The organism is Pseudomonas sp. WOUb67, from assembly GCF_050058005.1.
Lineage (GTDB): Bacteria > Pseudomonadota > Gammaproteobacteria > Pseudomonadales > Pseudomonadaceae > Aquipseudomonas > Aquipseudomonas putida_R.
This window is the reverse complement of sequence record NZ_CP170112.1, coordinates 2477084-2502594: the sequence shown is the minus strand read 5'-3', so window position 1 is coordinate 2502594 and position 25511 is coordinate 2477084. Positions and strand designations below refer to the sequence as shown.

General features: G+C 63.7%; 25 protein-coding genes. 4 read left to right on the top strand and 21 right to left on the bottom strand.

From position 1 onward, the window contains the following. Positions 1-38: 38 nt before the first annotated feature. From ABOC32_RS11405 to ccmA, 12 genes are all read right to left on the bottom strand, one after another. Positions 39-977 carry a 2-hydroxyacid dehydrogenase gene (locus tag ABOC32_RS11405; protein ID WP_426811078.1) on the bottom strand — a complete coding sequence of 313 codons (939 nt, stop codon included), beginning with the start codon at positions 975-977 and terminating at the stop codon, positions 39-41. Between the two features lie 64 nt (positions 978-1041). After that, the gene (locus tag ABOC32_RS11400; RefSeq protein ID WP_426811077.1) at positions 1042-1197 is read right to left on the bottom strand and encodes a hypothetical protein; all 156 of its coding nucleotides are present in this window, start codon (positions 1195-1197) and stop codon (positions 1042-1044) included. A 617-nt stretch (positions 1198-1814) separates the two neighbouring features. Beyond that, positions 1815-2231, bottom strand: coding sequence for a hypothetical protein (locus ABOC32_RS11395; protein WP_234228958.1), 417 nt, complete (start codon positions 2229-2231; stop codon positions 1815-1817). A 12-nt stretch (positions 2232-2243) separates the two neighbouring features. Continuing rightward, positions 2244-3440, bottom strand: a complete 1197-nt coding sequence (gene ccmI, locus ABOC32_RS11390; protein ID WP_426811076.1) for a c-type cytochrome biogenesis protein CcmI — start codon at positions 3438-3440, stop codon at positions 2244-2246. Further along, positions 3433-3909 (bottom strand): cytochrome c-type biogenesis protein, encoded by a 477-nt coding sequence (locus ABOC32_RS11385; protein WP_426811075.1) that lies wholly within the window; start codon positions 3907-3909, stop codon positions 3433-3435. Before ABOC32_RS11385 ends, ccmI begins: the two co-directional genes overlap by 8 nt. After that, positions 3906-4442 (bottom strand): DsbE family thiol:disulfide interchange protein, encoded by a 537-nt coding sequence (locus ABOC32_RS11380; RefSeq protein WP_016498582.1) that lies wholly within the window; start codon positions 4440-4442, stop codon positions 3906-3908. Before ABOC32_RS11380 ends, ABOC32_RS11385 begins: the two co-directional genes overlap by 4 nt. Continuing rightward, positions 4439-6427, bottom strand: a complete 1989-nt coding sequence (locus tag ABOC32_RS11375) for a heme lyase CcmF/NrfE family subunit (RefSeq protein WP_426811074.1) — start codon at positions 6425-6427, stop codon at positions 4439-4441. The genes ABOC32_RS11380 and ABOC32_RS11375 overlap by 4 nt, the downstream gene beginning before the upstream one ends. Then, positions 6424-6879 (bottom strand): cytochrome c maturation protein CcmE, encoded by a 456-nt coding sequence (gene ccmE, locus ABOC32_RS11370; RefSeq protein ID WP_426811073.1) that lies wholly within the window; start codon positions 6877-6879, stop codon positions 6424-6426. Before ccmE ends, ABOC32_RS11375 begins: the two co-directional genes overlap by 4 nt. Further along, positions 6876-7052 carry a heme exporter protein CcmD gene (ccmD, locus tag ABOC32_RS11365; protein WP_012273475.1) on the bottom strand — a complete coding sequence of 59 codons (177 nt, stop codon included), beginning with the start codon at positions 7050-7052 and terminating at the stop codon, positions 6876-6878. Before ccmD ends, ccmE begins: the two co-directional genes overlap by 4 nt. Further along, positions 7049-7816: a heme ABC transporter permease gene (locus ABOC32_RS11360; RefSeq protein WP_043197173.1), complete on the bottom strand. Its 768-nt coding sequence runs from the start codon at positions 7814-7816 to the stop codon at positions 7049-7051. Before ABOC32_RS11360 ends, ccmD begins: the two co-directional genes overlap by 4 nt. A 46-nt stretch (positions 7817-7862) precedes the next feature. After that, positions 7863-8531, bottom strand: a complete 669-nt coding sequence (gene ccmB, locus ABOC32_RS11355) for a heme exporter protein CcmB (protein WP_012051653.1) — start codon at positions 8529-8531, stop codon at positions 7863-7865. Then, on the bottom strand, positions 8528-9160 hold the full coding sequence (gene ccmA / locus ABOC32_RS11350; RefSeq protein WP_426811072.1) for a cytochrome c biogenesis heme-transporting ATPase CcmA: 633 nt from the start codon (positions 9158-9160) through the stop codon (positions 8528-8530). Before ccmA ends, ccmB begins: the two co-directional genes overlap by 4 nt. Before the next feature lie 266 nt (positions 9161-9426). Here ccmA and ABOC32_RS11345 point away from each other — a divergent pair, with 266 nt between their 5' ends. From ABOC32_RS11345 to ABOC32_RS11330, 4 genes are all read left to right on the top strand, one after another. Continuing rightward, positions 9427-10983, top strand: a complete 1557-nt coding sequence (locus tag ABOC32_RS11345) for a flagellar hook-length control protein FliK (RefSeq protein ID WP_426811071.1) — start codon at positions 9427-9429, stop codon at positions 10981-10983. Beyond that, positions 10980-11324: an EscU/YscU/HrcU family type III secretion system export apparatus switch protein gene (locus ABOC32_RS11340; protein ID WP_426811070.1), complete on the top strand. Its 345-nt coding sequence runs from the start codon at positions 10980-10982 to the stop codon at positions 11322-11324. Before ABOC32_RS11345 ends, ABOC32_RS11340 begins: the two co-directional genes overlap by 4 nt. A gap of 63 nt (positions 11325-11387) precedes the next feature. Beyond that, the gene (locus ABOC32_RS11335; protein WP_426811069.1) at positions 11388-14114 is read left to right on the top strand and encodes a dermonecrotic toxin domain-containing protein; all 2727 of its coding nucleotides are present in this window, start codon (positions 11388-11390) and stop codon (positions 14112-14114) included. Between the two features lie 45 nt (positions 14115-14159). Further along, complete coding sequence (locus tag ABOC32_RS11330) at positions 14160-16847, top strand: dermonecrotic toxin domain-containing protein (RefSeq protein ID WP_426811068.1); 2688 nt, start codon at positions 14160-14162, stop codon at positions 16845-16847. A gap of 33 nt (positions 16848-16880) precedes the next feature. Here the strand turns inward: ABOC32_RS11330 and ABOC32_RS11325 are convergent, their stop codons facing one another. From ABOC32_RS11325 to ABOC32_RS11285, 9 genes are all read right to left on the bottom strand, one after another. Next, positions 16881-17276, bottom strand: coding sequence for a DUF2802 domain-containing protein (locus ABOC32_RS11325; protein WP_086975508.1), 396 nt, complete (start codon positions 17274-17276; stop codon positions 16881-16883). A gap of 1 nt (position 17277) precedes the next feature. Further along, positions 17278-17757: a chemotaxis protein CheW gene (locus ABOC32_RS11320; protein ID WP_003254393.1), complete on the bottom strand. Its 480-nt coding sequence runs from the start codon at positions 17755-17757 to the stop codon at positions 17278-17280. 41 nt (positions 17758-17798) lie between these two features. Further along, positions 17799-18692, bottom strand: a complete 894-nt coding sequence (locus ABOC32_RS11315; RefSeq protein ID WP_426811067.1) for a chemotaxis protein CheW — start codon at positions 18690-18692, stop codon at positions 17799-17801. Further along, the gene (locus ABOC32_RS11310) at positions 18692-19480 is read right to left on the bottom strand and encodes a ParA family protein (RefSeq protein ID WP_426811066.1); all 789 of its coding nucleotides are present in this window, start codon (positions 19478-19480) and stop codon (positions 18692-18694) included. The genes ABOC32_RS11315 and ABOC32_RS11310 overlap by 1 nt, the downstream gene beginning before the upstream one ends. Positions 19481-19683: 203 nt before the next feature. Further along, complete coding sequence (gene motD / locus ABOC32_RS11305; RefSeq protein WP_426811065.1) at positions 19684-20541, bottom strand: flagellar motor protein MotD; 858 nt, start codon at positions 20539-20541, stop codon at positions 19684-19686. A gap of 3 nt (positions 20542-20544) precedes the next feature. Then, positions 20545-21285, bottom strand: coding sequence for a flagellar motor protein (locus tag ABOC32_RS11300; protein WP_016488409.1), 741 nt, complete (start codon positions 21283-21285; stop codon positions 20545-20547). Then, entirely contained in the window at positions 21285-22415 is a 1131-nt protein-coding gene (locus ABOC32_RS11295) for a protein-glutamate methylesterase/protein-glutamine glutaminase (RefSeq protein WP_426811064.1), read from the bottom strand. The genes ABOC32_RS11300 and ABOC32_RS11295 overlap by 1 nt, the downstream gene beginning before the upstream one ends. Before the next feature lie 46 nt (positions 22416-22461). Next, positions 22462-24699 (bottom strand): chemotaxis protein CheA, encoded by a 2238-nt coding sequence (locus tag ABOC32_RS11290; RefSeq protein ID WP_426811063.1) that lies wholly within the window; start codon positions 24697-24699, stop codon positions 22462-22464. A gap of 12 nt (positions 24700-24711) precedes the next feature. Then, entirely contained in the window at positions 24712-25500 is a 789-nt protein-coding gene (locus tag ABOC32_RS11285; protein WP_234228936.1) for a protein phosphatase CheZ, read from the bottom strand. Positions 25501-25511: the final 11 nt, after the last annotated feature.

The following is a 25511-nucleotide window of genomic DNA, read 5'->3' as shown; positions in this document are numbered from 1 at the left end:
TTGCCCGGGCGTTGCCAGGCAGATGTCTGAAAAAGGGGTTACAGGCGCACCGGGGTCAGTACTGGCTCACCGGCAAAGAATGCCTGCAGGTTTTGCAGCACCAGGGTCACGGTATCGCGCGCGGCCTCCGGCGACTGGCCGGCCACATGGGGCGTGAGCACGGTGTTGCCCAAGGCCTTGAGGGCATCAGGCACCGCCGGCTCGTCGTCGAATACATCGAGGGCGGCGCCGGCCAGCTTGCCTTGCTGCAGGGCGGCCACCAGGGCGTCGGTGTCGACCACGCTGGCCCGGGCGATATTCACCAGATAGCCCTTGCCGCCCAGCGCCTCTAGTATCTGGGCATCGACCAGATGCTGGGTATTGGCGCCACCGGGGGTGGCCACGACCAGGATGTCGACGGCAGCGGCCAGGCACAGGGGGCTGTCATACCAGGTGTAAGGCACATTTTCGCGCGGCGTGCGGCTGTGGTAGCTGACGGGCATGTCGAAGCCCTGGTTGGCGCGTTTGGCAATGGCCTGCCCCACCGCCCCCAGGCCAAGAATGCCCAGGCGCTTGCCACTCACCGAGGGGCTGATCACCCGGTTCCACTCGCCGCGGCGGGTGCTGGCATCCGCACGGGGAATGTCGCGCAGCAGTGCCAGCACCAGGGCCAGGGTGTGGTCGGCGACCGCGCTGGCATTGGCACCTGCGCCGTTGGTAACGGTAATGCCGCGCGCGGCGGCGGCAGCCAGGTCGACTTGCTCGTAGCCGGCACCGATCACACAGATGATCTGCAGGTTGGGCAACGCGTCGATTTCGGCAGCCGTCAGGCCCAGCGGGCCGCGCGTGAGCACGGCATCGATTTCACTGGCGTGGCGCTGGATGGCGTCGGCGCGCTGTTGCGGCGAGGGGGCGCGGATCAGCCGGTAACCGGCCTGCTCCAGCAGCGGCAGGTAATCATCGACGGTTTCCACCAGTACCAGGACTGTCTTGCGCATGCCACCTCCGGGTCAATTCGAGGCGTCATTATGCGGAGTCACCAGCCAGTACAGTCAATTGAAATTACAAGGCAAAACTGTACTGTGCTGCTCCGCTGTTTTTGATCTTGATCTTGATCTTGATCTTGATCTTGATCTTGATCTTGATCTTGATCTTGATCTTGATCTTCGCGACTTCAGGAGGCCGAACGCAGGCCTTGCGGAGGGAGGTGACGGGCATGGATGCCCGTCAAGCGCTGGGCCCCAGGATGGGGCCTGCAGCGCGGTCCTCCCGGGAGCGAGGCCGGAGTGAGGGAACCCCGGAGCGCAGCGCAGGGGCCGGATGATGGGAGCGCAGCGTTTTTTGGTTACTTTTTGTCGCGTCTGACAAAAAGTGACTCGCCGTAAGGGCGAAAAGGTGAATCAGCGTCACCATAGCAAATGGACTATACCCGCCATAAAAACCAACGCTGTTTCGCTTCGCTTTTCGCTTTTCGCTTTGAGACGTGTGCATCAACCACGTCGTCAACATTCGTTTTCGAAGGTGGCGCTTAATCACCTTTCCGCCCTTACGGCGGGTCACTTTTTGTCAAACGCGACAAAAAGTAACCAAAAAACGCTGCGCTCCCATCATCCGGCCCCTACGCTGCGCTTCGGGGTCCCCTCGCTCCGGGCTTGCTCCCGGGAGGACCGCGCTGCAGGCCCCATCCTGGGGCCCAGCGCTTGACGGGCATCCATGCCCGTCACCTCCCTCCGCAAGCCCTGCGCTCGGCCTCCTGAAGTCGCAATCTGCGGCGCCTGAGCTACCGCGCGCTTAGATGCAAAAGCAAAAAGCAAAAAGCAACGATAGCGCAGGACCTATTGCGCGAATGCGCGTCCTAATCCACCAGGGACACCGCTACTGTCGGTTTCCTGCCAAGGCCCATTCGGGCTCAGCGACCAGCTCCAACCATTATCAAACCGGTAATAGGTACGCTGCCGGTAGAAGGTATTGGGCTGCTTCTCCAACACATATACACCCAGTTTCGGATCCCAGTGGCTCGCCCCGCCAGGCGGTGGCGCAAAGCTGGCCGAGGTACGCGGCATCGGCTTGGGTATCGCCGCCGGTTTGCTCGGCTGGGTGGACGGCTGCCCACCCGGCAACGGCTTGACCACCGGCCCTTGCGGCGGCACGCGCTCGATCGGTGGTGCCGGCTGTTCATACGGTTGATGCACCGTACACGCAGACAAACCCAGGGCCAGGGTGATCAGGGTCAGGCGGACGGTGCTGTGCATGGCTTTGCTCTCTTACGGGTCTGGGCTGTCGATGGTCAGGTGCTGGGTCGCCTGGGTGGCGCTGGGCAACGGTGCGCCCTGGCCAATCCACTCGCCGCGGGTTGGCTGGCCAGCGCGGGAAACACGTGCAACCAGTTGGACTTCGGCAAATTGCGACAGTTTCATCTGCGGCATCATCGCGTCAGCATCGGACAACTCCACTTCGATCGGCAACTGCGCCACCGTCACCCGCTTGGCTGCCAGCGGCATCGGCGGGCCATTGCTGGCGCGAGCGAAAATGAACACCGTATCGTCCGGTTTTACCTTGTCCTTCAGTGCCGCCGCCAGTTCCACCCGCACTTTCAGCCGCGCAGCCACCGGCGCGGGCTCTGCAGCCTGCCCTGCCGGCCCACCCAGGCGTTCGGCAGCGCGGTCGATGCCGCCTTGCAGGGCATCACGCGATGCATCGCCTTCCGGCAACTGGGCCAGCAGGCGCTTCCAGTAGTCGATGGCCTCCTGGTAACGCTCGCCTTCGAAGGCGGCAATGCCGCGCAGGCCCAGGCTGGTCACCTCGTTGGGGTCGGCCTTCAGCGCTTCATCCGTCAGTGCCTGCACCTGCGGGCTCCACTGCTTGTCGGCGGCAAAGTACAAGGCCTGGGCCCATTGGCCCAGCAACTCGGGCTGACGACCAGCCAGGGCCACCGCCCGCTCGAACGTGCGCGCAGCATCGGCCGGGCGCTGCTCGGCCATGTAGGCACGGCCCAGGAAGTACAGGGCCTCTGCCGACTCCGGCTGGGCCTGGACCACACGCTCCAGGCGCGTGGTCATTTCTTCCATCGACTTGGGCGCCTCGGCGAACTCCCGGGTGAGCTCCACTTTATCGGCGGCACCAAAATGCAGGTACAGCCCCAGCGCCATCAGCGGTACCAGCACTGCAGCCAGCAGCGGCAGGGCTTTGCCCAGATGGCCCTGGCGCTGAACTTCGGCGCCTTCGGTATCGGCCAGCAGCTCGCGGGCAGCCTCGTCACGGCCCTTGGTCAACTGCGCCTCATCGAGTACACCGGCAGCCTGCTGGGCAGCCAGTTCGGCGACGCGCTCCTGGTACAGGGCCACGTTCAGGGCGGTACGGTCTTCTTCCTGCTGGCGGCCACGGCCACGCAGGATCGGGATCAGCAGGAAACTGAGGGCGGCGAGCAGCAGCAGGCCCGCGCTAAGCCAGAATTCAATCATGGGTCTGTTCTTTTTCCAGCAGTTTGGCGAGTCGCTCGCGTTCTTCGACGGAAAGCTCATTGTTGCCCGGCAACGCCGTACCCCGGCGTCGGCGCACGATCACCGCCAGCGCCACGAAACCACCGGCCAACAGGATGCCCGGGCCGAACCACAACAGCCAGGTACGCCCGCTGAGCGCCGGTTTGTAGCGCACAAAGTCACCATAGCGGTCGACCATGAAGTCGACGATCTGCTGGTTGCTCTTGCCTTCGCCAAGCATGCGGAAGATCTCTCGGCGCAGGTCGGCGGCAATCGGCGCGTTGGAGTCGGCAATGTCCTGGTTCTGGCACTTGGGGCAACGCAGTTCCTTGGTCAACTGCTGGTAGCGCTCACGCTCGGCGTCGTCGCGGAACTGGTACGTGTCGATGGCCGCCTTGGCCACACCGGCCAGGCTCATGCCCAGCACGGCAGCTGCCAGCCAGCGCCTCATGGCCTGGCCTCGTCGACCAGGCCCTGGTACAGCGGCGCCAGCTGTTCACGCCAGACAGTGGCATCGACAATGCCCACGTGCTTGTAGCGGATGATGCCCTTGGCGTCGATCAGGAAGGTTTCCGGGGCGCCGTACACGCCAAGGTCCAGGCCCAGGCTGCCCTGCTCGTCACGGATGTCCAGCTGGTAGGGGTTGTGGAACTCGGCCAGCCATTTCTGCGCGGCGGCGTTGTCGTCCTTGTAGTTGACCCCGTGGATCACCACGCCCTGCTGCGCCAGCTGGTTGAGGTACGGGTGCTCGACCTTGCACGACGGGCACCAGGTGGCCCACACGTTGACCAGGGCCGGGCGGCCCTGCAAGTCGGCCTGGGTCAAGGTGCGGTCGCCCTGGGTCGAAGCCAGGGAAAACACCGGGAACGGTTTGCCGATCATTGCCGAAGGCAGCTCGTCGGGCTTGAGGAACAGCCCCTTGTAGAGGAACACCGCCACCAGCAGGAACACTGCCAGGGGGACTACCATGATCCAACGCTTCATGCAGTTGCTCCAGACACGCCCAGGGCATCACGCACCCGGGTCTTGACCTTGACGCGGTAGCGCCGGTCGAGTGCCGCCAGCAACCCGCCCAGGCCGGTCAGCAGACCGCCCAGCCAGATCCAGCGAACGTAAGGCTTGATATGTACGCGCACGGCCCAGGCGCCGTTTTCCAGCGGTTCGCCCAGGGCAACGTACAGGTCGCGGGTAAAGCCGGCGTCGATACCGGCTTCGGTCATCATCGACTGCTGCACGGTGTAAAGGCGCTTTTCCGGGTGCAGGGTGGTTATTTCACGGCCATCACGGCTGACCACCACGGTACCCTTGTCGGAGATGAAGTTCGGCCCTTCGAAGTGCTTGGCCCCCTGGAACAGGAAGTGATACCCACCCAGCTCCACGCTTTCGCCCGGGGCCATGCGCAGGTCGCGTTCGGCGCTGTTGTTGCTCGACAGCACCACGCCCAGCGCGCACACCGCCAGGCCCAGGTGTGCCAGTTGCATGCCCCAGTAGCTGCGGCCCAGGCCAGGCAGGCCCTTGAGCAGGCCTTTGTGGCGGGTTTTGTCGAGAATGTCGCGCAGCCCGCCGAGCACCACCCAGGCCGCCAGGGCGAAGGCGGTCAGGGTCGGCCAGTCGAAGTCGTCAACGATAAAACCGGCCACCGGGGCAAGGATGGCACTGCCGATCAGCACCGGGGTCATCATGCTGACCAGCCATTTGCCCGGGGTGTCCTTCCAGCGCACCAGCACGCCCACGCTCATGACCACCATCAGCAGTGCCATCAGCGGCAGGAACAAGGCATCGAAATACGGCGGCCCCACCGACAGTTTGGCCCCGGTCAGCGCATCAAGCACCAGCGGGTACAGCGTGCCGAGCAGAATCATCGACGCGGCCACCACCAGTACCAGGTTGTTGGCCAGCAGCAGCGTCTCGCGCGACCACAGGGCGAAGCCGACCTGGCTCTTGACCACCGGTGCGCGCAGGGCGAACAGGGTGAGCGAACCACCCACCACGAACAGCAGGAAGAACAGGATGAAAATACCCCGCGACGGGTCGGCGGCAAAGGCGTGCACCGAGGTCAGCACACCGGAGCGCACCAGGAAGGTACCCAGCAGGCTCAGCGAGAATGCGGCAATGGCCAGCAGCACGGTCCAGCTCTTGAACACACCGCGCTTTTCGGTCACCGCCAGCGAGTGAATCAGCGCCGTACCCACCAGCCAAGGCATGAACGAGGCATTTTCCACCGGGTCCCAGAACCACCAGCCCCCCCAGCCCAGCTCGTAGTAGGCCCACCACGAGCCCAGGGTGATGCCGACACCCAGGAAGGCCCAGGCGACGATGGTCCAGGGCCGCGACCAACGCGCCCAGGCAGCGTCCAGGCGGCCGCCGAGCAAGGCGGCAATGGCGAAGGCAAAGGCCACCGAGAAGCCCACGTAGCCCATGTACAGCATCGGCGGGTGAACGATCAGGCCAAAGTCCTGCAGCAACGGGTTGAGGTCGCGGCCGTCGGTGGGCACTTGCGGCAACAGGCGCTGGAACGGGTTGGAGGTGATGATCAGGAAGCTCAGGAAGCCCACGCTGATCATGCCCATCACCGCCAGCACGCGGGCCAGCATCACCTGCGGCAACTGACGCGAGAACACCGACACGGCAAAGGTCCAGCCGCCCAGGATAAACGCCCACAGCAGCAACGAACCTTCGTGGGCGCCCCACACGGCGCTGAACTTGTAGTACCAGGGCAAGGCGCTGTTGGAGTTGCTGGCCACATAGGCGACCGAGAAGTTGTCGGTCATGAAGGCATGGGTCAAACAGGCGAAGGCAAAGGCCAGGAAGGCGAATTGCCCCCACGCCGCCGGCCGCGCCAGGCTCATCCACAGGCTGTCGCCACGCCAGGCGCCGAGCAGCGGCACACTGGCCTGCACGACGGCAAAGCAGATGGCCAGGATCATCGCCAATTGGCCGAGTTCGGGGATTACCAGCGCTGCGTTCATGGCTTGGCCTCCGTGCCGGCAGCGGCCTGGCCGCTTTCCTTCAGGGCCTTGGTCACCTCGGGCGGCATGTACTTCTCGTCGTGCTTGGCCAGCACTTCATCGGCCACCACCACGCCTTCGGCGTTGACCTTGCCCAAAGCGACGATGCCCTGCCCTTCGCGGAACAGGTCGGGCAGGATGCCGCGGTAGGTGATCGGCACCGACTTGTTGAAGTCGGTGACCACAAAGCGAACGTCCAGCGAGTCGGACGAGCGCTGCACGGAGCCTTTCTCGACCATGCCGCCAGCACGGATGCGGGTGTCCAGCGGTGCTTCGCCGTTGGCGATCTGGGTGGGCGTGTAGAACAGGTTGATGTTCTGCTGCAATGCGCTCAAGGCAAAGCCGACGGCAACCCCGACACCGACCAGCAGGCCGACGATGAGCAACAGGCGTTTCTTGCGCTGCGGATTCACTGGTTGTTCTCCCGGCGCAAACGGCGCGCCTCTTCTTGCAGGTAGCGACGACGGGCCAGCAGCGGCGCGGCGACATTCAGCGCCAGCACCGCCAGGCAGATGCCATAGGCCGACCACACGTACAGGCCATGGTGGCCCATGGCGAGAAAATCACCGAAGGTGGCAAAGCTCATTGTGCGGCCCTCCGCCCCAGGCTGTTCAACACTTCGTCCTTGACCCAACTGGCGCGCGCCTCGCGCTTGAGCACTTCAAGGCGCATGCGTAGCAGCAGCACGGCGCCGAAGAAACAGTAGAAACCCAGCGCCGTACACAGCAACGGCAGCCACATTTCCGCCGGCATCGCCGGTTTCTCGGTGAGGGTGAAGGTGGCGCCCTGGTGCAGGGTGTTCCACCATTCCACCGAGTACTTGATGATCGGGATGTTGACCACGCCGACAATTGCCAGCACCGCGCAGGCCTTGGACGCACTGTCACGATTACTGATCGCCTGGCCCAGCGCAATAATGCCGAAGTACAGGAACAGCAGGATAAGCATGGACGTAAGGCGGGCATCCCACACCCACCAGCTGCCCCAGGTCGGCTTGCCCCAGATGGCGCCGGTAACCAGCGCCACGGCGGTCATCCAGGCGCCGATGGGCGCGGCACATTGCAGGGCGACGTCGGCCAGTTTCATCTTCCACACCAGCCCCACCACCCCGGCCACCGCCAGCAGCACGTAGCAGGACTGCGCCAGCATCGCCGCCGGCACGTGGATATAGATGATGCGGAAGCTGTTGCCTTGCTGGTAGTCCTGGGGGGCGAACGCCAGGCCCCAGGTGATACCGACCAGCAACAGGAGCACGGCAGCGCCGGCCAGCCATGGCAGCATGCGGCCGCTGATGGCATAGAACCATTTCGGGGAGCCCAGCTTGTGGAACCACGTCCAGCTTATTTTCATCAGGGTACATCCAGGGTATTTGCCGGGCTTGAAAGCCCGGGACTCGTTATTCGCCGACGCTGATCTTCAGGCCGGCCGCTATCGCAAAGGGTGCCAGGGTCACGGCCAGGGCCGTCAGGCTGGCGAGCCAGAGCAGGTGGCCGGTTGCGGGCATATTTTGCAACGCCGCTTGCAACGCACCACTGCCCAGGATCAATACAGGGATATACAACGGCAGAATCAGCAACGCCAGTAACAAACCACCGCGCTTCAGACCGACTGTCAGCGCCGCACCTACCGCGCCCAGCAGGCTCAGTACCGGTGTGCCCAGTAGAAGGGAGCCAAGCAGCACCGGCAGGCAATGGCTCGGCAGCCCCAGCATCAGCGCCAGTAGCGGCGCCAACAATACCAGCGCCAGCCCGGAAAAGATCCAGTGCGCCAGCACCTTGGCCAGCACCAGCAGCGCCAGCGGGTGCGGCGACAGCACCCACTGCTCCAGCGAGCCATCCTCGAAATCGCTGCGGAACAGGCCGTCCAGCGACAGCAGCACCGCCAGCAGCGCCGCTACCCAGACCAAGCCCGGCGACAAGGTTTGCAACAATTGGCTTTCCGGGCCGACTGCCAGGGGGAACATGGCCACGACGATGGCGAAGAACACCAGCGGGTTGGCCAGCTCGGCCGGGCGACGAAACAGCAGGCGCGCTTCGCGGCGCAGCAACAGGATGAATACGCTCATGCCGCCCAGTGCCCCAGGTTCAGTTCACGGTAACCGGAGGGTTTGCGTTCCAGCGTGTGGTGCGTGGTCAGCACCACCGTGCCACCCTGCTCGCAGTGGGCCGCCAGGTGCGCTTCAAGCTGTGCCACGCCTTGTTTGTCCAGGGCGGTGAACGGCTCGTCGAGAATCCACAGCGGCGGGCTGGCCAGGTGCAGCCGGGCCAAGGCCACGCGGCGCTGCTGGCCGGCCGACAGGGTATGGCAGGGTACGTCTTCGAAACCGCGCAAGCCGACGGCCTCCAGCGCCGCCCAGATCGCCTCGCGGCTGGCCGGCTGGTGCAGGGCGCACAGCCAGGTGAGGTTTTCCTCGGCGGTGAGCAGGTCCTTGATGCCCGCGGCGTGACCGATCCACAGCAGGATGCTGGCCAGGGCATGGCGCTGCTCGGCCAGCGGCTTGCCGCCCAGCAGAATCTGCCCGGCGGTCGGCTGCATCAGCCCGGCCAGCAGCCGCAGCAAGCTGGTCTTGCCGCTGCCGTTGGGGCCGCTGATCTGCAGCATGTCGCCGGCGCCCAACTCGAAATCGAGCTGCTCGAACAGCAGGCGCCAGTCGCGCTCGCAGGCCAGGCCTGCGGCTTGGAGGTGAAGGGTCACGGTTTCGCCTTATCTTTGTAGGGCTTCGGGCCGGCGTTGCCTGCTTCGCGGGCTTGCCCGCTCCCACAGGTACAGCGCAGCTTTCAGAAACTGCACGAAACCCTGTGGGAGCGGGCAGGCCCGCGAAGCAGGCGACGCCGCTTCGAAGCCCTTGTGTCTCAAGTCGCCCCGCACGCTGCCGTTATACTGGCAACCACGGGCGGTCGGCATTATTACACGCGCCACCGCGCTGCCAAGAGGCCGGGCTCGACAGGTTGTATACAATCATGACTGAAATCAATAGTCTCGGCGCACAAACCGCGATCAACAGCCAAGCCATGAAGGCGGGCATGACCGGCGAACTGCTGCGCCTGATCCAGGCGCAGCCCGGCCTGCTGGCGCCCGGCGAGACCGCGCAGGTCGAAGTCGTGTCGTTGCGCCAGACGGGCCAGGAGTTTCAGTTGGTGCTGCGCCTGATACAGGCCAACGGCGTGCAGACCCAACTGCAGGCCAACGCCAGCCAGCCCCTGCCCCAAGGCAGCCAGATCACCGTCAGCCAGACCGAAAGCAATCGCCTGGCGATCATGCTGCAGCAAGCCAATGCCAGCCAGATTGCAACGCTCACCCGCCTGGACACCAGCAAAGTGCCCGTCGGGACGCTGTTGCAAGGCAAAGTACTGACCAACCAGGCGTTACCCCAAACGCCCGGCCAACCCGCTGCCTACCGGGCGTTGGTAAGCCTGCTCAACAGTGCCCAGGCCGGTGCCACCCTGAGCATCGACAGCCCGCGCCCGCTGGCCATTGGCAGCCTGCTCAGCGCGCTGGTGCAGGGCGACCAGTCGCTGCGCTTTGTGCCGCTTAGCGGCAGGCAGGACCAGCTCAGCATTGCCCAGCAACTGCTGACCCAGCAAAACCGCCAGGCCTCGCTGCCCGGCGTGCTCAACGCCCTGCAACAGCTCACCCGCGACCCGGGCGTCGAGGGCGACCTGCGCGCCAGCGCCGAGCGCCTGCTGGCCGGCCTGCCAGACGCCCGCCAACTGGGCGACGCCAAGGCCGTGGCCCAGGCCCTGAACAACAGCGGCACCTTCCTTGAAGCGAAACTGCTGGGCGGCTTTCCTGCCAGCGTGGCCACTGACCTGAAGGCACACCTGCTGCGCCTGATCACCCAGGCCCCGGCCAGCACACCCGGCACGCCCAACCTGGCGCCCGCCAGCCTGGCCGTGACCATGCCGGCGCTGGCCCGCAGCGCGCTGGGCATGCTCGAACGGGTCAGCCCCAAACCGCAGCCAGGGGCGTTCCCCCTGCCCTCGCGCCTGCTCAAGGCCATGGAGGACGAAGGCGACCTGCAACAACTGCTGCGCCTGGCCGCTGCGGCCATCTCGCGCCTGCAAAGCCATGCCATGAGCAGCCTGCAACAAACCGGCACGCTGGAAAACGGCAACCTGCAGACCACTTGGCAAACCGAAGTGCCAATCCGCCACGGCCAGGAGTTCATCCCGCTGCAGGTAAAACTCCAGCGCGAAGAAACCCCGCAACAGCAGGCCGACCGCCAGCACGAAGGGCAAGACCCGCTGCAAGCCATGTGGCGCATCGAGCTGGCCTTCGACCTGTCGCCCCTCGGCCCGCTGCAAGTACAGGCACAGTTCAGCCAAGGTCGCCTGAGCGGGCATCTGTGGGCAGAGCGCGAACAGACCGCCAGGCTGATCGACAGCCAGCTCGGCGCCTTGCGCCAGCGCCTGCTGGAACGCGGCCTGGACGTTGGCGACCTGGAATGCCACCCGGGCATCCCCCCTCAAGGCCCGCGCACACGGGTGGAACAACGCTGGGTAGACGAAAACGCATGACACAGAAACCACCCCGCCAGGCCATTGCCCTGACCTACGACGGCCAGCAGGCCCCTACCCTCAGCGCCAAGGGTGACGATGCGCTGGCCGAGGCCATCCTGGCCCTGGCCCGCGAGCATGAGGTGCCGATCTACGAAAACGCCGAGCTGGTGCGCCTGCTGGCCCGCCTGGAACTGGGCGAACAGATCCCCGAGGCGTTGTACCTGACCATCGCCGAAATCATCGCGTTTGCCTGGCAATTGCGCGGCAAGGTGCCCGCCGGCTTCAACGAGCAGCCCGACAACCCGCGCGACCTCACCCCAGGGCAACTGCGCCTGCCACCCGGTTCAAGCACTATCTAACACCTTGCCCTGGGGCAGGCACGGGAGGCTGGGGGCTTCTTCAAGCCACAAGAAGCTCCCCCAATGCGCTACATCCCCCCGGAAAACCTGCAACTCGCACGCGACGCCCTGGTTGGCCTGCCACGTCCGGACACCCTGGCGCGCACGCTGCTCAAGGAATGGCTGGGCAAGCAAGGCGTGACCTTGTCACCCGACCAAATCGACGTGGTGACCCTGCACTACCAATCAGAGCGACAGGAAGACGATAGCGGCCAGCCGGATTTCCACGTAAACGCCGTGGTTGCCCAACGCATGGACCTGGTGCAGGCACTGCTGAGTAACTGGCAGGGCGAATCCACCGACACGTTCGGCTTTCACTATGGTGACTGGGCAGGCCTGGCGCCGATGGGCCCCGTCAACCTGGTCACCCAGCTCCGGCCCAAGGACCTGTTTTCCAACTACTCGCCTTTTGCGGTGTTCAATGGCATGTACACACGCACCGAGCCGGCCAGCTATGGGCCGCACAACCGGGTACAGGTCCGTGCCGAGGACTTCCAGACATTCATCTGGAGCCTGCATCTGCACAATCGCTACAAGACCAGCCTCGATGAATACTGGGAGGAACACCTCGCGCTCTATGAGCGGGGTCTGAAGATCAGTTTCATTGCCGCCTGCAACAAACAGCTGCTCGAAGGCAGCCTGTGTGAAGAGGGCAAGCGCCTGGCCTGGGAGGCCGCCGAACTGATCCCGCGGCAAGCCTCTACGCACGTCTCGATGCTCAATGTCTATGGCTATGCCTCGTCATCGATACTCTCCATCAGCGACAGTGCATCAGGCCTTACCTTGCTTTACCTGCCGGGTAACGCTTCACCGTTTCACACCTTCAGCACCAAAAACGCCATGAAGGCCTGGTTCGCCCTACAGTGCCAGAACCCACGCAAGCGTCAGGCATTGTTGCAGGCCTTCAGCCCCGCCGACTGGCCCGACGGGCTGGACTTCAGCGGGGCTCGTACCGCCCTCACGGGCCTGGGACGCTACCCGGCGCCACATACATTCCCGGTCAACCACCCTGGCTTTGCCACCAGCGGTGTGTGGGACCCACAGGCGATTGTCGACTTCCAGTCGGACAAATACAGCCCGCCCATCACCGACCACCTGTTCCACCACCTGGCACGGCTGCAGAAGCAACTCAGCTACCAGTATGCCGATAGCCAGATCACCACCAATCACCAGATCGACAAGTCCCGATGGGTCAGTTACCTCGATCTGGCCATGCTGATTGCCGCTCCGCTGATACTGGTCGTGCCGGAGCTTACCCCGGTGCTGGTTATCGGCGGCCTGACCCAGTTCAGCCTGGGCATGGACAAAGTGGTCAACGGCAGAAGCCTGGAGGAAAAGGCCGAGGGCGTGGAAGACCAGGTCTATGGGCTGTTCAACGCGGTGCCCACCGCGATCAACCTGGCCCGCACCTCACCAGAGCTGTTCAGCTGGCACCGCCCCGACTTTGCCGTGCCGCCGCGCCTGCAAGGCATGTTGAACGAAGCCACGCAGACTGATGCGCAAGCGATTGAGTTGCAACCGGCAGAAAGCGCGTTCCGCCAGGCGCCGCAATTGTCCGACGAGCAGGTAACGAGCGTCGTCACCCGCATCGACGCAAGCCTGGAACACCGATTCATCGCGCGCTTGAACCTTGGTGAGCAAACCGACGCCGACTGGGTAGAGTACGAAGTGGCCAGCAACAGCTTCATCAGGACGCGAGACGCAATGCTTGCGGATCCGCCGCGCTGGGTTGCCCAAGGTGGCGTGCTGGTACCCCTGGAAATGGACGAACGCCTGGTCTCCAATGCCCAACGCATGGCCACCTTACGGGCCCTGGGCATACACCTCAGGCTGCCGATCAACCTGGCCGGTTACGACCTGCTGACCTGCACGCCCATACCACGGCTGATTACCAGCCTCTGGGTAGGCGACCGCCTCATCACCGGCGAATTCCTCGACGCGCTGGCACACAATGCCCACGCTCTCCAGGGCAGCGATTACCGCTTCCAGTTACTGCTGTCACGCATGAACCACCAGGCATACCAGGCCAACCTTGCTCAGCTCATGCTCAAGGCTCGAGGGCTTCAGGTGCTCCCACTGGAGGACCAGGCCTTTTACCAGGAATTCCTCGAATCCCCCTTCTATCACCAATACCAGGCGGCAATCGATGGCAATGGAGGCACGGCCACCAACTTCAGTTCGGCCAGCGACATCCTGCGCTACCGCGTGCTCCACCATTTTGGCGGGCTGTACCTGGATGCCGATGATCGTTTGCTGGTCACCGAGCGTGACCAGCAAACCTACGTCCCCCTCCTGCACACAACCCTGAGTACCCCCGAAGACGGCCTGCTGCTGGCCCCACCCGTGTCCAACGATCAGCTGGGCATGTACATCAAGTACAACACCAGCATGATCGGCAGCCACGCAGGTAACCCGATCCTCGACCAGGTCTCCTACGAAATGCGCCGCCGGTTCGTCCTCGCCCCCGATTTTTACCAGCAACGCCCCGACCCGGCCATCGCACCGGCGGCCTTCTCCCGCTACACCCGGCAGCTGAACCAGCTGACCGGCCCCGACGTGCTCAACGAGGTCATCGACCAAAACCTGCCCTGGCTCACTCAGTTGCGCGAAATCTGCAACCTGATCGCCTCGCCGATCCATGACATCCGCACCACCGTGAATCTGCACCAGTTCCTGCAGCGGATACACACCTTCGCTCCGCTCGATCAGGTAGCACGGATCGGTCAGGCCCATAGCTGGTTGCGCACTTAGCACCACCTCGACCCACTGTTCAACGTTCCCGTAAAGGTAAACCCCATGCCAACAACCCAAGTAAACGCAGCCGGTGTGCAGCTCGTGCGCAACCTGCTCGCCCATGTTCCCAGGCCCGATCATGAAGCCAGCCGACGGATAGCGGAGTGGGCGCGTACCCACCAAGGGCTTGAACTGGATCCCGACCAGACAGACGTGGTGACCCTGCACTACCGCGGCCAGAAGGCTGTAGTCGTCAAACGTCTGTCGCTGACCCAGGCCGTACTGGCAGACTGGCAAGGCGAGTCGGACAACAACCTGATTGGCGCACTGTTTGGCGAGCCCTGGGCTGGCCACTTTCCCCAAGGGCCAATACAGCTCGTCGATGCCCTGCCGCCGCAAAGCGTGTTGGACAACAGCGCAAGCCATGCTGTTTTCAACGGCCTTTTTCGACGCACCGACCCACCCCGCTACGACGAAGGCACGCACCTGCAAGTGCCCGCCGAAGCCTTGCAGCGGTTCATCTGGGACCTTGATTTCCACACCCGCTTCAAAGCCATGCTCGACAGCTACTGGCATGAACACATGGCGGACCATTGCCTGGCCGCCAAGGTCAGCTTCATTGCCGCCTGCAACAAACAAGTGCAAGAAGGCTCGCTGAGCGATACCGGTCGTCAACTGGCCTGGCAGGCTGCGGGGCTGATGCCAATCGCGGCCGGGTTGAAGATCAGGCCCCTGAACGTTTACGGCTACGTTGCCACCGACCTTATCTGCATCGCTGACCGGGCACAGCCCGCGCTCCTGCTGTACCTGCCAGGAAATGCCTCGCCGTTCCATGAGTTCGACAGCATGGCTGCGATGAAGGACTGGTTTGCCGAGCAATGCCGAAGTACCGAGAAACGCCTCAGCCTGCGCCAGTACTTCAAACTGGCCGACACCCGGGATGGCCTCGATTTCAGCGGGCTGGACACTGCACTGGACGGCCTTGGCGCCTATCCGGGCTTTCACACACGCTCACCCGACCGCTCCGGGTTCACCGTCGATGGCCCCTGGCCGCCTCAGGAGTACGTCAACTACAAGGTCAATGAGTACAGCCCATTGCTCGAAGGTGACCTTTTCGCAGCCCTTTCGCAAAGGCAGCGCGACCGCAGCCATGCCGATGCCGACTTCATCATCACCAGCGACGCACAGGTGATCAAGGCCAGGTGGCGCGGCTACCTGGTGACCTCTATCAACCTGTTGGCCCCTCTCGCGCTGGTGGTACCCGAGCTCATCCCGCTGCTGGCCGTGGGTGGCGTCGCGCAGTTTGGCCTGGGGCTCGATCAGGCGATCAACGGCAAGACCCTTGCAGACAAGGACGCCGGCGTGAGCAACATCGCCTTTGGCCTGCTCAACGCGGCCCCTCTGGCCATGCTCCCTGCAGCCGAGCCGCGCATGCTGTTCCCAGGCAAAAGTTCGCGCTTCGTCATGCCCACGCGCCTGAATGATCAGTGGGGTTACCCGCTGAGCCCCAACAGCCCTCCGCGGCTACCTGAAGAGATACTGGCAGAATTCTTCGTGCCAGCCGAGCCACCCGTGGAGGCCACGCGGCTTGCCAGAGGCCCGTTGAATCGCGCAACGGGTACCAACCCGCTGCTGGCGCTCAAGGACGGCACCCAAGTCGAAGTACTGTACGACACTGAAAACGATGCCTTCATCCTCACGGAAGATGCCAACGAAGTACTGCCAAACTACTACCAGGTCACCGCGGGCACACGCGACCTGTATGAGGTCAACCCGGCCACGCGTGGCGCCAGCGATGCAATGCGCATGCACACGCTACGCAGGCTGGGCGTAGACCTGCAACTGCCGCTCAGTGTGCCTGTGGTCGACAGCGCGCAGGTATCCCCGCTGCCGAAGAAAATCCTCAGCATCTGGGTCGGCAACAAAAGCATCCCCGATGAGCTGGTGGAGAACATCGCGAGCAATGCCAAACGCCTTGACGGTACGGGCTTTACCTATGAGTTCTACCTGTCGAAGTCCAACCCTAAAGCGTTCATGAAGAACCGCGCAAAGCTGACCGCTGCTTCGAACGTTCAGGTCAAAACCCTGGAAGAGCAGCCCTTCTACGCAGCCTTCGAGCAAACGGACGCCTACCAGCAGTACCGGCAGGCGCTGGACGCCAACGGGGCAAACTTCGCGTCTGCCTCCGATGTCCTGCGCTACCCGTTACTCCATTCGGAGGGCGGCATCTACATGGACGTCGACGACACGCTGCGCAGCTTCGAAGACAACCCCGACAGCTTTGCAATGATCAGCTCGGTGGCCTTGAAAACCACGCCTGATGGCCTGGTGCTCGGCAGCCCGGTGAACAACGATCTGCTGGGCATGCATTGTGACTACAACAGCAACATCATCGGCAGCCATGCCAACAACCCGACCCTGCGGGCGATTTCTGCCGAGATGAACGCACGCTACCGCAGCAATCTGGCCTTCTACGACATCAGGCCGCTGGCCCGCACCCACGGTTACGCAGCCTACGCCAAGGAGCTGAGCAGGATGACCGGGCCTGGCTTGCTCAACGATGTCGTGGCTCGGCATCTACCCAGGCTGCAGTTCCTCCGCCAACTGAGCAAGCTGGAGTCAATTCCGGAGACTGCCTATCGCTCCCTCACGGAAAACCTGGCCTTGCCCGTTTCTTCGGCACGCAACAGCGACCAGGCACTGGGTAACGTGGTGACGATCGGCAACTATCATTCGTGGGGCAAACCCTGACACAAAAAGGGCGACTTGCGTCGCCCCTTTTCATCACCCGCTGCGGTGCAGCTTGCTCATCAACTCCGCCTCGGCCTGGGTCAGGCCGCAGCTTTCGGTCAGCTCGGCCACACTGGCGCCCATCCCCACCAGCTTGGCCGCCTGGCTGAAAGTCACGTTGTTGGGGTCGCGTTGCTCCAGCTGCTGGATCTTGTCGGGCAGCGGCGCAACCGTCACGCTCAGCTCGTGCAGCGCCTCGCCCATGCGCACGGTGCCGTTCTGGTAATCGTCCAGGCGTTTGGCCAGGTCCTTGATGCGCTGGTCACGCAGGGCATCGCCCTCGGCCTGCTGTGCGGCCAGCTCGCGCTGGCGCTTGCTGTAGTTGAGGAAGAACCACAGGCTCAGCGCCCAGACCAGCGCCAGGAAGATGACAGCAACCTGTAGGATCAACTCAGATATTCTCCAGCTCGGACCACTCTTCCTCGGTCATCATCTTGTCCAGCTCGACCAGGATCAGCAGTTCGCCATTCTTGTTGCACACGCCCTGGATGAACTTGGCCGACTCTTCGTTGCCCACGTTCGGCGCGGTCTCGATCTCGGACTGGCGCAGGTACACCACCTCGGCCACGCTATCGACCAGGATGCCGACTACCTGCTTGTCAGCTTCGATGATGACGATACGGGTATTGTCGGTGACTTCAGTCGGCATCAGGCCAAAACGCTGACGGGTGTCGATCACCGTCACCACGTTGCCGCGCAGGTTGATGATGCCCAGCACGTAGCTTGGCGCACCCGGCACCGGGGCGATCTCGGTGTAGCGCAGCACTTCCTGTACCTGCATCACGTTGATGCCGTAGGACTCGTTGTCCAGACGGAAGGTAACCCACTGCAGGATCGGATCTTCGGAACCTTGTGCAGACGACTTTTTCATTCCCCTACCCTCAAAATCCGCCACTGGCGGTGTGTTCGGTGTCATTTGTGTTTGGCATGCATCTGCTTGACCGCGCCGCTGGCGATCAGCTCGGCCAGTGCGGCGACGTCGAGCAGTGCACACATGTGTTCAATCACCGTGCCGGCCAGCCACGGGCGCTGGCCACGCTGGCTACGCCACTTGATTTCGGACGGGTCCAGGCGCAACGAGCGGCTGACCTGGTGCACGGCCAGCCCCCATTCGTAGCCCTGCACGGAAATCACGTAATTCAGGCCTTGACGAAAATCGTCGCGGTAGCGGTCGGGCATTACCCAACGCGCAGTGTCCAGTACCTTCAGGTTGCCGGCCTGGCAGGTCAGGATACCCAGGAACCAGTCAGGCTGGCCGAACAGCGGCGTCAGCTCCTGGCCGGCCAGGTTGTAGATCGAGCCCAGGCACACCAACGGCACCGCCAGGGTCAGGCCGGCAACATCGAACAGCAGGCATTCGAACGGCTCGGCCGCCCACGCCGGGCGACCGTCGACGGTGGCCGGGGGCACCGGCAGGTTGGGCGCCGGCAGGTGCACATCGACCAGCGGCACTGCGGGTTCCACGGTTTGTTCCTCGACCAGCACCGGGATGGCGGCCTCGGCGATCACCTCCTGCTCCACCACCGTCACCACCGGCGCTTCTACCGGCATGACGCTGGGCAGCACCGCCAACCGGGGTTCGGCAAACGGCCGCGGGGCAAGGCTGGCGGGGGCTTCAGCCGGCACCGGCCGGGCCGGCTGACGGGCATCACGTGCCTGCTCCTCGCGCACTGCCTCGGCGAACTCGTCCGGCGCGGCTGGCGGCTCGAGCAGGTCTTCGGCTTCGGTGGCCTCCTGCAGCAGGCCGTCGAGGTACGACTGCAGCGCCATCTGCGGGCGGGTGCTGGTTTGTCGGGTCTGGGTCATCAGGCCACCTGCACTGCAGTCTTGTAGGTCAGCAGGTGCTTGAGCAGCGCCCGGTAAGCAATCAGCCCGCGGCTCTTGTTGTCGAACTGCGAAGGCGTGACGCCTTTGCGGCTGGCATCGCGCAGGCGCGTATCCACCGGAATGTAGCCCTGCCACACCTGTTGGCCGTAGGTATCACGCAGCAGCTTGAGTGTGCCCAGGGAGGCCTGGGTACGGCGGTCGAACAGGGTTGGCACGATCTGGTACGGCAGCGCCTGCTTGCGCGAACGGTTGATCATGGCCAGGGTACCGACCATGCGTTCCAGGCCCTTCACCGCCAAAAATTCGGTCTGCACCGGGATCACGAGTTGCTGGCTGGCGGCCAGCGCGTTGACCATCAGCACGCCCAGCAAGGGTGGGCTGTCGATCACGGCATAGTCGAAATCCTGCCACAGCTGCGCCAGACTCTTGGCGATCACCAGGCCCAGGCCATTCTGCCCCGGCGACTGGCGCTCCAGCACCGCCAGGGCGGTGCTCGACGGCAACAGCGAAATGCGCTCGTCGCTGGTGGGCAGCAGCAGCTGCCCGGGCAGGCCGTCCGGCACTGCGCCCTTGTGCAGGAACAGGTCGTAGCAGCTGTGCTCCAGCGCATCGGGGTTGTGCCCGAAATAGCTGGTCATCGAACCGTGCGGATCGAGGTCGACAACGACCACGCGCTTGCCGGCCTCGGCCAGCAGGCCAGCCAGGGCGATGGTTGTGGTGGTCTTGCCGACGCCACCTTTTTGATTGGCTACTGCCCAGACTCTCATCAAGCAAACTCTATCTATTGATTTGGCAGGGACACTGTAGAAACAACTATCCAAGCGCCGGCACGATCCCTGTGGGAGCGGGCTAGCCCGCGAACACCGGCGCAGCCGGTGCCATTCACCGGGTCGCCTGCTTCGCGGGCATGCCCGCTCCCACAGGGGACGGAGTCACTTCCAATGCAATGCAGCGACGGGGAATTGACGGATCACTGCCCCGCCACCGTTGCTGGCGTTGTAGGTGCACTTTGTGTGCCAGCCCGGCGCAACGCAGCATCCGGCGTGGCATGGGCACTGCCCGAGCCGGTCAGGCTGCGGCGCACTTCGAGGTTGCGCGAAATCACCAGCACCACCCGCCTGTTACGCGCGCGGCCTTCAGCGGTGTCATTGCCGGCCACCGGCTGGTACTCGCCATAACCCACCGAGGCCATGCGCGCCGGGTTGACCCCTTCCATGGCCAGCAGGCGCACGATGCTCGCCGCCCGCGCCGACGACAGCTCCCAGTTGGTCGGGTACTGCGCCGTGCGGATCGGCAGGTTGTCGGTGAAGCCTTCGACATGCACCGGGTTGGCGAACGGCTTGAGGATGCTGGCCACCTTGTCGATGATGGCAAATGCCTTGTCGCTGGGCATGGCATCGCCACTGCCGAACAGCAACGACGAACTCAGCTCGATCTCGATCCACAACTCGTTGCCGCGCACGGTCATCTGGTTGCTGTTGATCAGGTCGCCGAAGGCATCGCGCACGTCATCGCTGATGGTTTTCAGCGGGTCGACATTGGTCGCTGCCAGGCCGGCTTCGGTCTGCTCGCTGTCCTTCACCAGCGGCTCTGCCGGGCGCACGCTCAACGGCTGTTCATCACCGATGGGGATCGGTTTCATGCTGCGCTCAGGGTCGTTGAACACCCCGAGCAAGGCTTGGGAAATGACCTTGTACTTGCCCTCGTTGATCGAGGAAATCGAGTACATCACCACGAAAAAGGCGAACAGCAAGGTGATGAAGTCGGCGTACGACACCAGCCAGCGTTCGTGGTTTTCGTGTTCCTCGGTATGACGACGGCGACGCATGGGTTACTCCATGAAGCCTTGCAGCTTCAACTCGATCGAGCGCGGGTTCTCACCCTCGGCAATCGACAGCAAGCCTTCGAGCAGCATCTCGCGGTAGCGCGATTGACGCATGACGTTGGCCTTGAGCTTGTTGGCGATGGGCAGCAGGATCAGGTTGGCGCTGGCCACGCCGTAGATGGTGGCGACAAAGGCCACAGCAATGCCGTTGCCCAGCTGCGAGGGGTCGGCCAGGTTGCCCATCACGTGGATCAGGCCCATCACCGCACCAATGATGCCGATGGTCGGCGCATAGCCGCCCATGCTCTCGAACACCTTGGCCGCCTGGATATCACGGCTTTCCTGGGTCAGGAAGTCGACTTCAAGGATGCTGCGGATGGCTTCCGGTTCGGCACCGTCCACCAGCAACTGCAGGCCCTTGCGCGCATACGGGTCGGGCTCGGCATCGGCCACACCTTCCAGGCCCAGCAGGCCTTCCTTGCGCGCGGTCAGGCTCCAGTTCACCACACGGTCGATGCCACCCGCCAGGTCGACCCGCGGCGGGAACAGGATCCAGCGCAGAATCTGCAAGGCGCGCTTGAAGGAGGACAGCGGCGACTGCAACAAGGCAGCCGCCAGGGTGCCACCCAGCACGATCAGCGCCGCCGGGCCGTTGACCAGGGCACCGGCATGGCCGCCTTCAAGGAAGTTGCCACCGACGATGGCGACAAAGGCGAGAATCAGGCCGATCAGGCTGAGGACGTCCATCAGACGCAGGCCTCCACCAGGTGCTTGCCGATTTCGTCCAGGCTGTACACCGCGTCAGCCAGGTTGGCCTTGACGATGGCCATGGGCATGCCATAGATCACACAGCTGGCTTCATCCTGGGCCCACACGGTGCTGCCGCCCTGCTTGAGCAGGCGCGCACCTTCGCGGCCGTCGGCGCCCATGCCGGTGAGCACCACCGACAGCACCTTGTCACCGTACGACTTGGCTGCCGAACCGAAGGTGATGTCCACGCACGGCTTGTAGTTCAGGCGCTCGTCACCGGGCAGGATCTTCACCGTGCCACGGCCGTCGATCATCATCTGCTTGCCACCGGGGGCCAGCAGGGCCAGGCCTGGGCGCAGCATGTCACCGTCCTCGGCCTCCTTCACGTTGATGCGGCACAGCTTGTCCAGGCGTTCGGCAAAAGCCTTGGTGAACGCCGCCGGCATGTGCTGGATCAGCACGATCGGCGCCGGGAAATTGGCCGGCAGCTGGGTCAATACCCGCTGCAGGGCCACCGGGCCGCCCGTGGAGGTGCCGATGGCCACCAGCTTGTAGGGCTTGCGCTTGGGGGCTGGCGAGTGTGACGCCGCCGGGGCCGGGGCCGCTGCACGGGCAGGCGCCGCAGGGCGGGCCGGCGCCGGGCTGGCGAAGCTGCTGGCGGGCGCAGGGCTGCTGGCCGGCACAGGCGCGGCGACCGGAGCCGGCCTGGCATAGCTGGCGAGGCGGCGGTTGCTGCGCGAAATGGTATGCACCTTCTCGCATAGCATCTGCTTGACCTTGTCGGGGTTGCGCGAGATGTCCTCGAAGTTTTTCGGCAGGTAATCCACCGCACCAGCATCCAGCGCGTCGAGGGTGACGCGCGCGCCTTCGTGGGTCAGCGAGGAAAACATCAATACCGGCGTCGGGCAGCGCTGCATGATGTGCCGCACCGCGGTGATGCCGTCCATCATGGGCATTTCGTAGTCCATGGTGATGACATCGGGCTTGAGCGCCAGCGCCTGGTCGATTGCTTCCTTGCCATTGGTCGCGGTACCTACCACCTGGATCGTTGGATCCGCGGAGAGGATTTCCGAGACACGGCGGCGGAAGAAACCGGAATCATCCACCACCAGGACCTTGACTGCCATAAACACTCCATTAGGCGGCGCGACCCGCCAGGGTCCGCCACCGAAATCAAATACGCCGCGCGGCGTAACGCTTGAGCATGCTCGGGACGTCGAGAATCAACGCAATGCGACCGTCACCGGTGATGGTGGCCCCGGACATGCCCGGGGTGCCCTGCAGCATCTTGCCCAGCGGCTTGATTACCACTTCTTCCTGGCCAACCAGTTGATCGACGACAAAGCCGATGCGTTGCGTGCCGACCGACAGGATCACGACATGACCCTCGTGCTGCTCTTCGTGCACCTGGCCCTGTACCAGCCAGCGCTTGAGGTAGAACAGCGGCAGCGCCTTGTCACGTACGATCACCACTTCCTGCCCGTCGACCACGTTGGTGCGCGATAGGTCGAGGTGGAAGATCTCGTTGACGTTGACCAGCGGGAAGGCGAACGCCTGGTTGCCCAGCATCACCATCAGGGTGGGCATGATCGCCAGGGTCAGCGGCACCTTGATGACGATCTTCGAGCCCTGGCCCTTGGCCGAGTAGATGTTGATCGAGCCGTTGAGCTGGGAGATCTTGGTTTTCACCACATCCATGCCCACGCCACGGCCAGACACATCGGAAATCTCGGTCTTGGTCGAGAAGCCCGGGGCGAAGATCAGGTTGTAGCAGTCCGATTCGCTCAGGCGATCAGCGGCATCCTTGTCCATCAGGCCTTTTTCCACGGCCTTGGCGCGCAGGATGTTCGGGTCCATGCCCTTGCCGTCGTCAGAAATCGACAACAGGATGTGGTCCCCTTCCTGCTCGGCCGACAGCACCACGCGGCCGGTGCGGGCCTTGCCCGACGCTTCACGCTCATCGGGCATCTCGACACCATGGTCGACGGCGTTGCGCACCAGGTGCACCAACGGGTCGGCCAGGGCCTCGACCAGGTTCTTGTCCAGGTCGGTTTCTTCGCCGACCAGTTCCAGGTTGATCTCTTTCTTCAGCTGGCGGGCAAGGTCGCGTACCAGCCGCGGGAAGCGGCCGAACACTTTCTTGATCGGCTGCATGCGGGTTTTCATCACCGCCGTCTGCAGGTCGGCCGTGACCACGTCGAGGTTGGACACGGCCTTGGACATGGCCTCGTCACCGCTGTTCAGGCCCAGGCGCACCAGGCGGTTACGCACCAGCACCAGTTCACCGACCATGTTCATGATCTCGTCCAGGCGCGCGGTGTCGACGCGAACGGTGGTTTCCGCTTCGCTGACGGCATGCTTCTCGGCAGCCGGCGCCGGCGCACGAGGGGCCGGCGCAGGCTTGCTGGCGGCGGCAGGTGCAGGCGCAGCAACGGCTGGCTTGGCCACCGGCTGGCTGTCGGCCTTGGCCTGGGCAGGCGCTTGCACCTTGGCTGCAGCCGGGGCCTCGACCGCAGCAACATCACCACCAAACTTGCCCTTGCCGTGCAACTGGTCCAGCAAGGCCTCGAACTCGTGCTCGCTGATTTCGTCGCCAGCGGCGCTGTTGTCAACCGCGACCGGCGCCGGTGCTTTGACGGCAGGCAAGACATCGGCCTGGAACGTGCCCTTGCCATGCAACTGGTCGAGCAACGATTCGAATTCTTCGTCGGTAATTTCGTCGCTTACTGCTTCTGCAGGCGCGGCAACCGGCTGTACCGCAGCTTCGACACTGAACTGGCCTTTGCCGTGCAACTGGTCAAGCAGCGACTCGAACTCGGCGTCGGTGATTTCGTCACCTGCGCCACTGATGGTCTCGCCCTGCATCTGCTCGTCGACCGCGGCTTGCGCCTTGACCGCATCGAGCGAATCGAGCAACTGCTCAAACTCGCTGTCGGTGATGTCCTGGTCATCGGCAGGGGCCACGGCTGCAACCTGCGCCTCGGCTACCGGTGCCGCAGGCGCTTCAGCAACCTCGGCACCACCGGGTTCGGCCAGGCGCGACAAAGCCGCCAGCAACTCGGGGGTGGCCGGGGTGACGTCGGCGCGCTCGCGCACCTGGCCAAACATGCTGTTGACCGTATCCAGTGCCTCAAGCACCACGTCCATCAGTTCCGCATCGACCCGGCGCTCACCTTTGCGCAGGATGTCGAACACGTTCTCGGCGATATGGCAGCACTCCACCAGCTCGTTCAGCTGGAGGAAGCCGGCGCCCCCTTTTACAGTGTGGAAACCGCGAAAGATCGCATTGAGCAGGTCGGCATCGTCAGGTCGGCTTTCCAGCTCGACCAGTTGCTCGGACAGTTGCTCAAGTATTTCGCCGGCTTCTACCAGGAAATCCTGGAGGATTTCTTCATCGGCGCCGAAGCTCATCAAACGTGCTCCTTAAAAACCCAGGCTGGACAGCAAATCATCGACATCGTCCTGACCGGACACAACGTCTTCACGCTTATCGGCATGAATCTGCGGACCTTCACCCCGAGTCGGATGTTTTTCTGCATCTTTTTCTGCGCGCAGTTGATCGTGGTCATGCTGGATACCGGCAAAGCGGTCGACCTGGCTGGCCATCAGCACCAGTTTGAGCAGGTTGCTTTCCACCTCGGTCACCAGGCTGGTGACGCGCTTGATCACCTGGCCGGTCAGGTCCTGATAGTCCTGAGCCAGCAGAATGTCGTTGAGATGCCCGGCAACCTTGCGGTTACCTTCAGCGCTGTGCGTCAGGAAACTGTCGACGCGCTTGACCAGGTCGCGGAACTCCGGCGCAGCCACTTCGCGGCGCATGAAGCGCTGCCAATCGGTGCTCAGGGCCTTGGCTTCGCTGGCCAGGTCGTTTAGCACCGGGGTGCTTTCCTCGACCAGGTCCATGGTGCGGTTGGCCGCGCCCTCGGTCAGCTTGACCACGTACGACAGGCGCTCGGTAGCGTCGGTAATCTGCGACACCTCCTCGGCCTGCGGTATGGTCGGGTCGATCTGGAAGCTGACGATCGCGCTGTGCAACTCGCGGGTCAGCTTGCCAACTTCCTGGTACAGGCCGCGGTCGCGGGTCTGGTTCAGCTCGTGAATCAGCTGTACCGCCTCGCCGAAACGGCCCCGCTCCAGGCTTTCGACCAACTCCTGGGCATGCTTCTTCAGGGTCGATTCGAACTCCCCCAAAGACGTTTGTGATGAATCCATGGCGCGCCCCC

Coding starts and splice junctions, on each gene's coding strand:
- ABOC32_RS11405 (WP_426811078.1), bottom strand. CDS start 977: ATGCGCAAGACAGTCCTGGTACTGGTGGAAACCGTCGATGATTACCTG.
- ABOC32_RS11400 (WP_426811077.1), bottom strand. CDS start 1,197: ATGCCCGTCACCTCCCTCCGCAAGGCCTGCGTTCGGCCTCCTGAAGTC.
- ABOC32_RS11395 (WP_234228958.1), bottom strand. CDS start 2,231: ATGCACAGCACCGTCCGCCTGACCCTGATCACCCTGGCCCTGGGTTTG.
- ccmI (WP_426811076.1), bottom strand. CDS start 3,440: ATGATTGAATTCTGGCTTAGCGCGGGCCTGCTGCTGCTCGCCGCCCTC.
- ABOC32_RS11385 (WP_426811075.1), bottom strand. CDS start 3,909: ATGAGGCGCTGGCTGGCAGCTGCCGTGCTGGGCATGAGCCTGGCCGGT.
- ABOC32_RS11380 (WP_016498582.1), bottom strand. CDS start 4,442: ATGAAGCGTTGGATCATGGTAGTCCCCCTGGCAGTGTTCCTGCTGGTG.
- ABOC32_RS11375 (WP_426811074.1), bottom strand. CDS start 6,427: ATGAACGCAGCGCTGGTAATCCCCGAACTCGGCCAATTGGCGATGATC.
- ccmD (WP_012273475.1), bottom strand. CDS start 7,052: ATGAGCTTTGCCACCTTCGGTGATTTTCTCGCCATGGGCCACCATGGC.
- ABOC32_RS11360 (WP_043197173.1), bottom strand. CDS start 7,816: ATGAAAATAAGCTGGACGTGGTTCCACAAGCTGGGCTCCCCGAAATGG.
- ccmB (WP_012051653.1), bottom strand. CDS start 8,531: ATGAGCGTATTCATCCTGTTGCTGCGCCGCGAAGCGCGCCTGCTGTTT.
- ABOC32_RS11345 (WP_426811071.1), top strand. CDS start 9,427: ATGACTGAAATCAATAGTCTCGGCGCACAAACCGCGATCAACAGCCAA.
- ABOC32_RS11340 (WP_426811070.1), top strand. CDS start 10,980: ATGACACAGAAACCACCCCGCCAGGCCATTGCCCTGACCTACGACGGC.
- ABOC32_RS11335 (WP_426811069.1), top strand. CDS start 11,388: ATGCGCTACATCCCCCCGGAAAACCTGCAACTCGCACGCGACGCCCTG.
- ABOC32_RS11330 (WP_426811068.1), top strand. CDS start 14,160: ATGCCAACAACCCAAGTAAACGCAGCCGGTGTGCAGCTCGTGCGCAAC.
- ABOC32_RS11320 (WP_003254393.1), bottom strand. CDS start 17,757: ATGAAAAAGTCGTCTGCACAAGGTTCCGAAGATCCGATCCTGCAGTGG.
- ABOC32_RS11315 (WP_426811067.1), bottom strand. CDS start 18,692: ATGACCCAGACCCGACAAACCAGCACCCGCCCGCAGATGGCGCTGCAG.
- ABOC32_RS11310 (WP_426811066.1), bottom strand. CDS start 19,480: ATGAGAGTCTGGGCAGTAGCCAATCAAAAAGGTGGCGTCGGCAAGACC.
- motD (WP_426811065.1), bottom strand. CDS start 20,541: ATGCGTCGCCGTCGTCATACCGAGGAACACGAAAACCACGAACGCTGG.
- ABOC32_RS11300 (WP_016488409.1), bottom strand. CDS start 21,285: ATGGACGTCCTCAGCCTGATCGGCCTGATTCTCGCCTTTGTCGCCATC.
- ABOC32_RS11295 (WP_426811064.1), bottom strand. CDS start 22,415: ATGGCAGTCAAGGTCCTGGTGGTGGATGATTCCGGTTTCTTCCGCCGC.
- ABOC32_RS11290 (WP_426811063.1), bottom strand. CDS start 24,699: ATGAGCTTCGGCGCCGATGAAGAAATCCTCCAGGATTTCCTGGTAGAA.
- ABOC32_RS11285 (WP_234228936.1), bottom strand. CDS start 25,500: ATGGATTCATCACAAACGTCTTTGGGGGAGTTCGAATCGACCCTGAAG.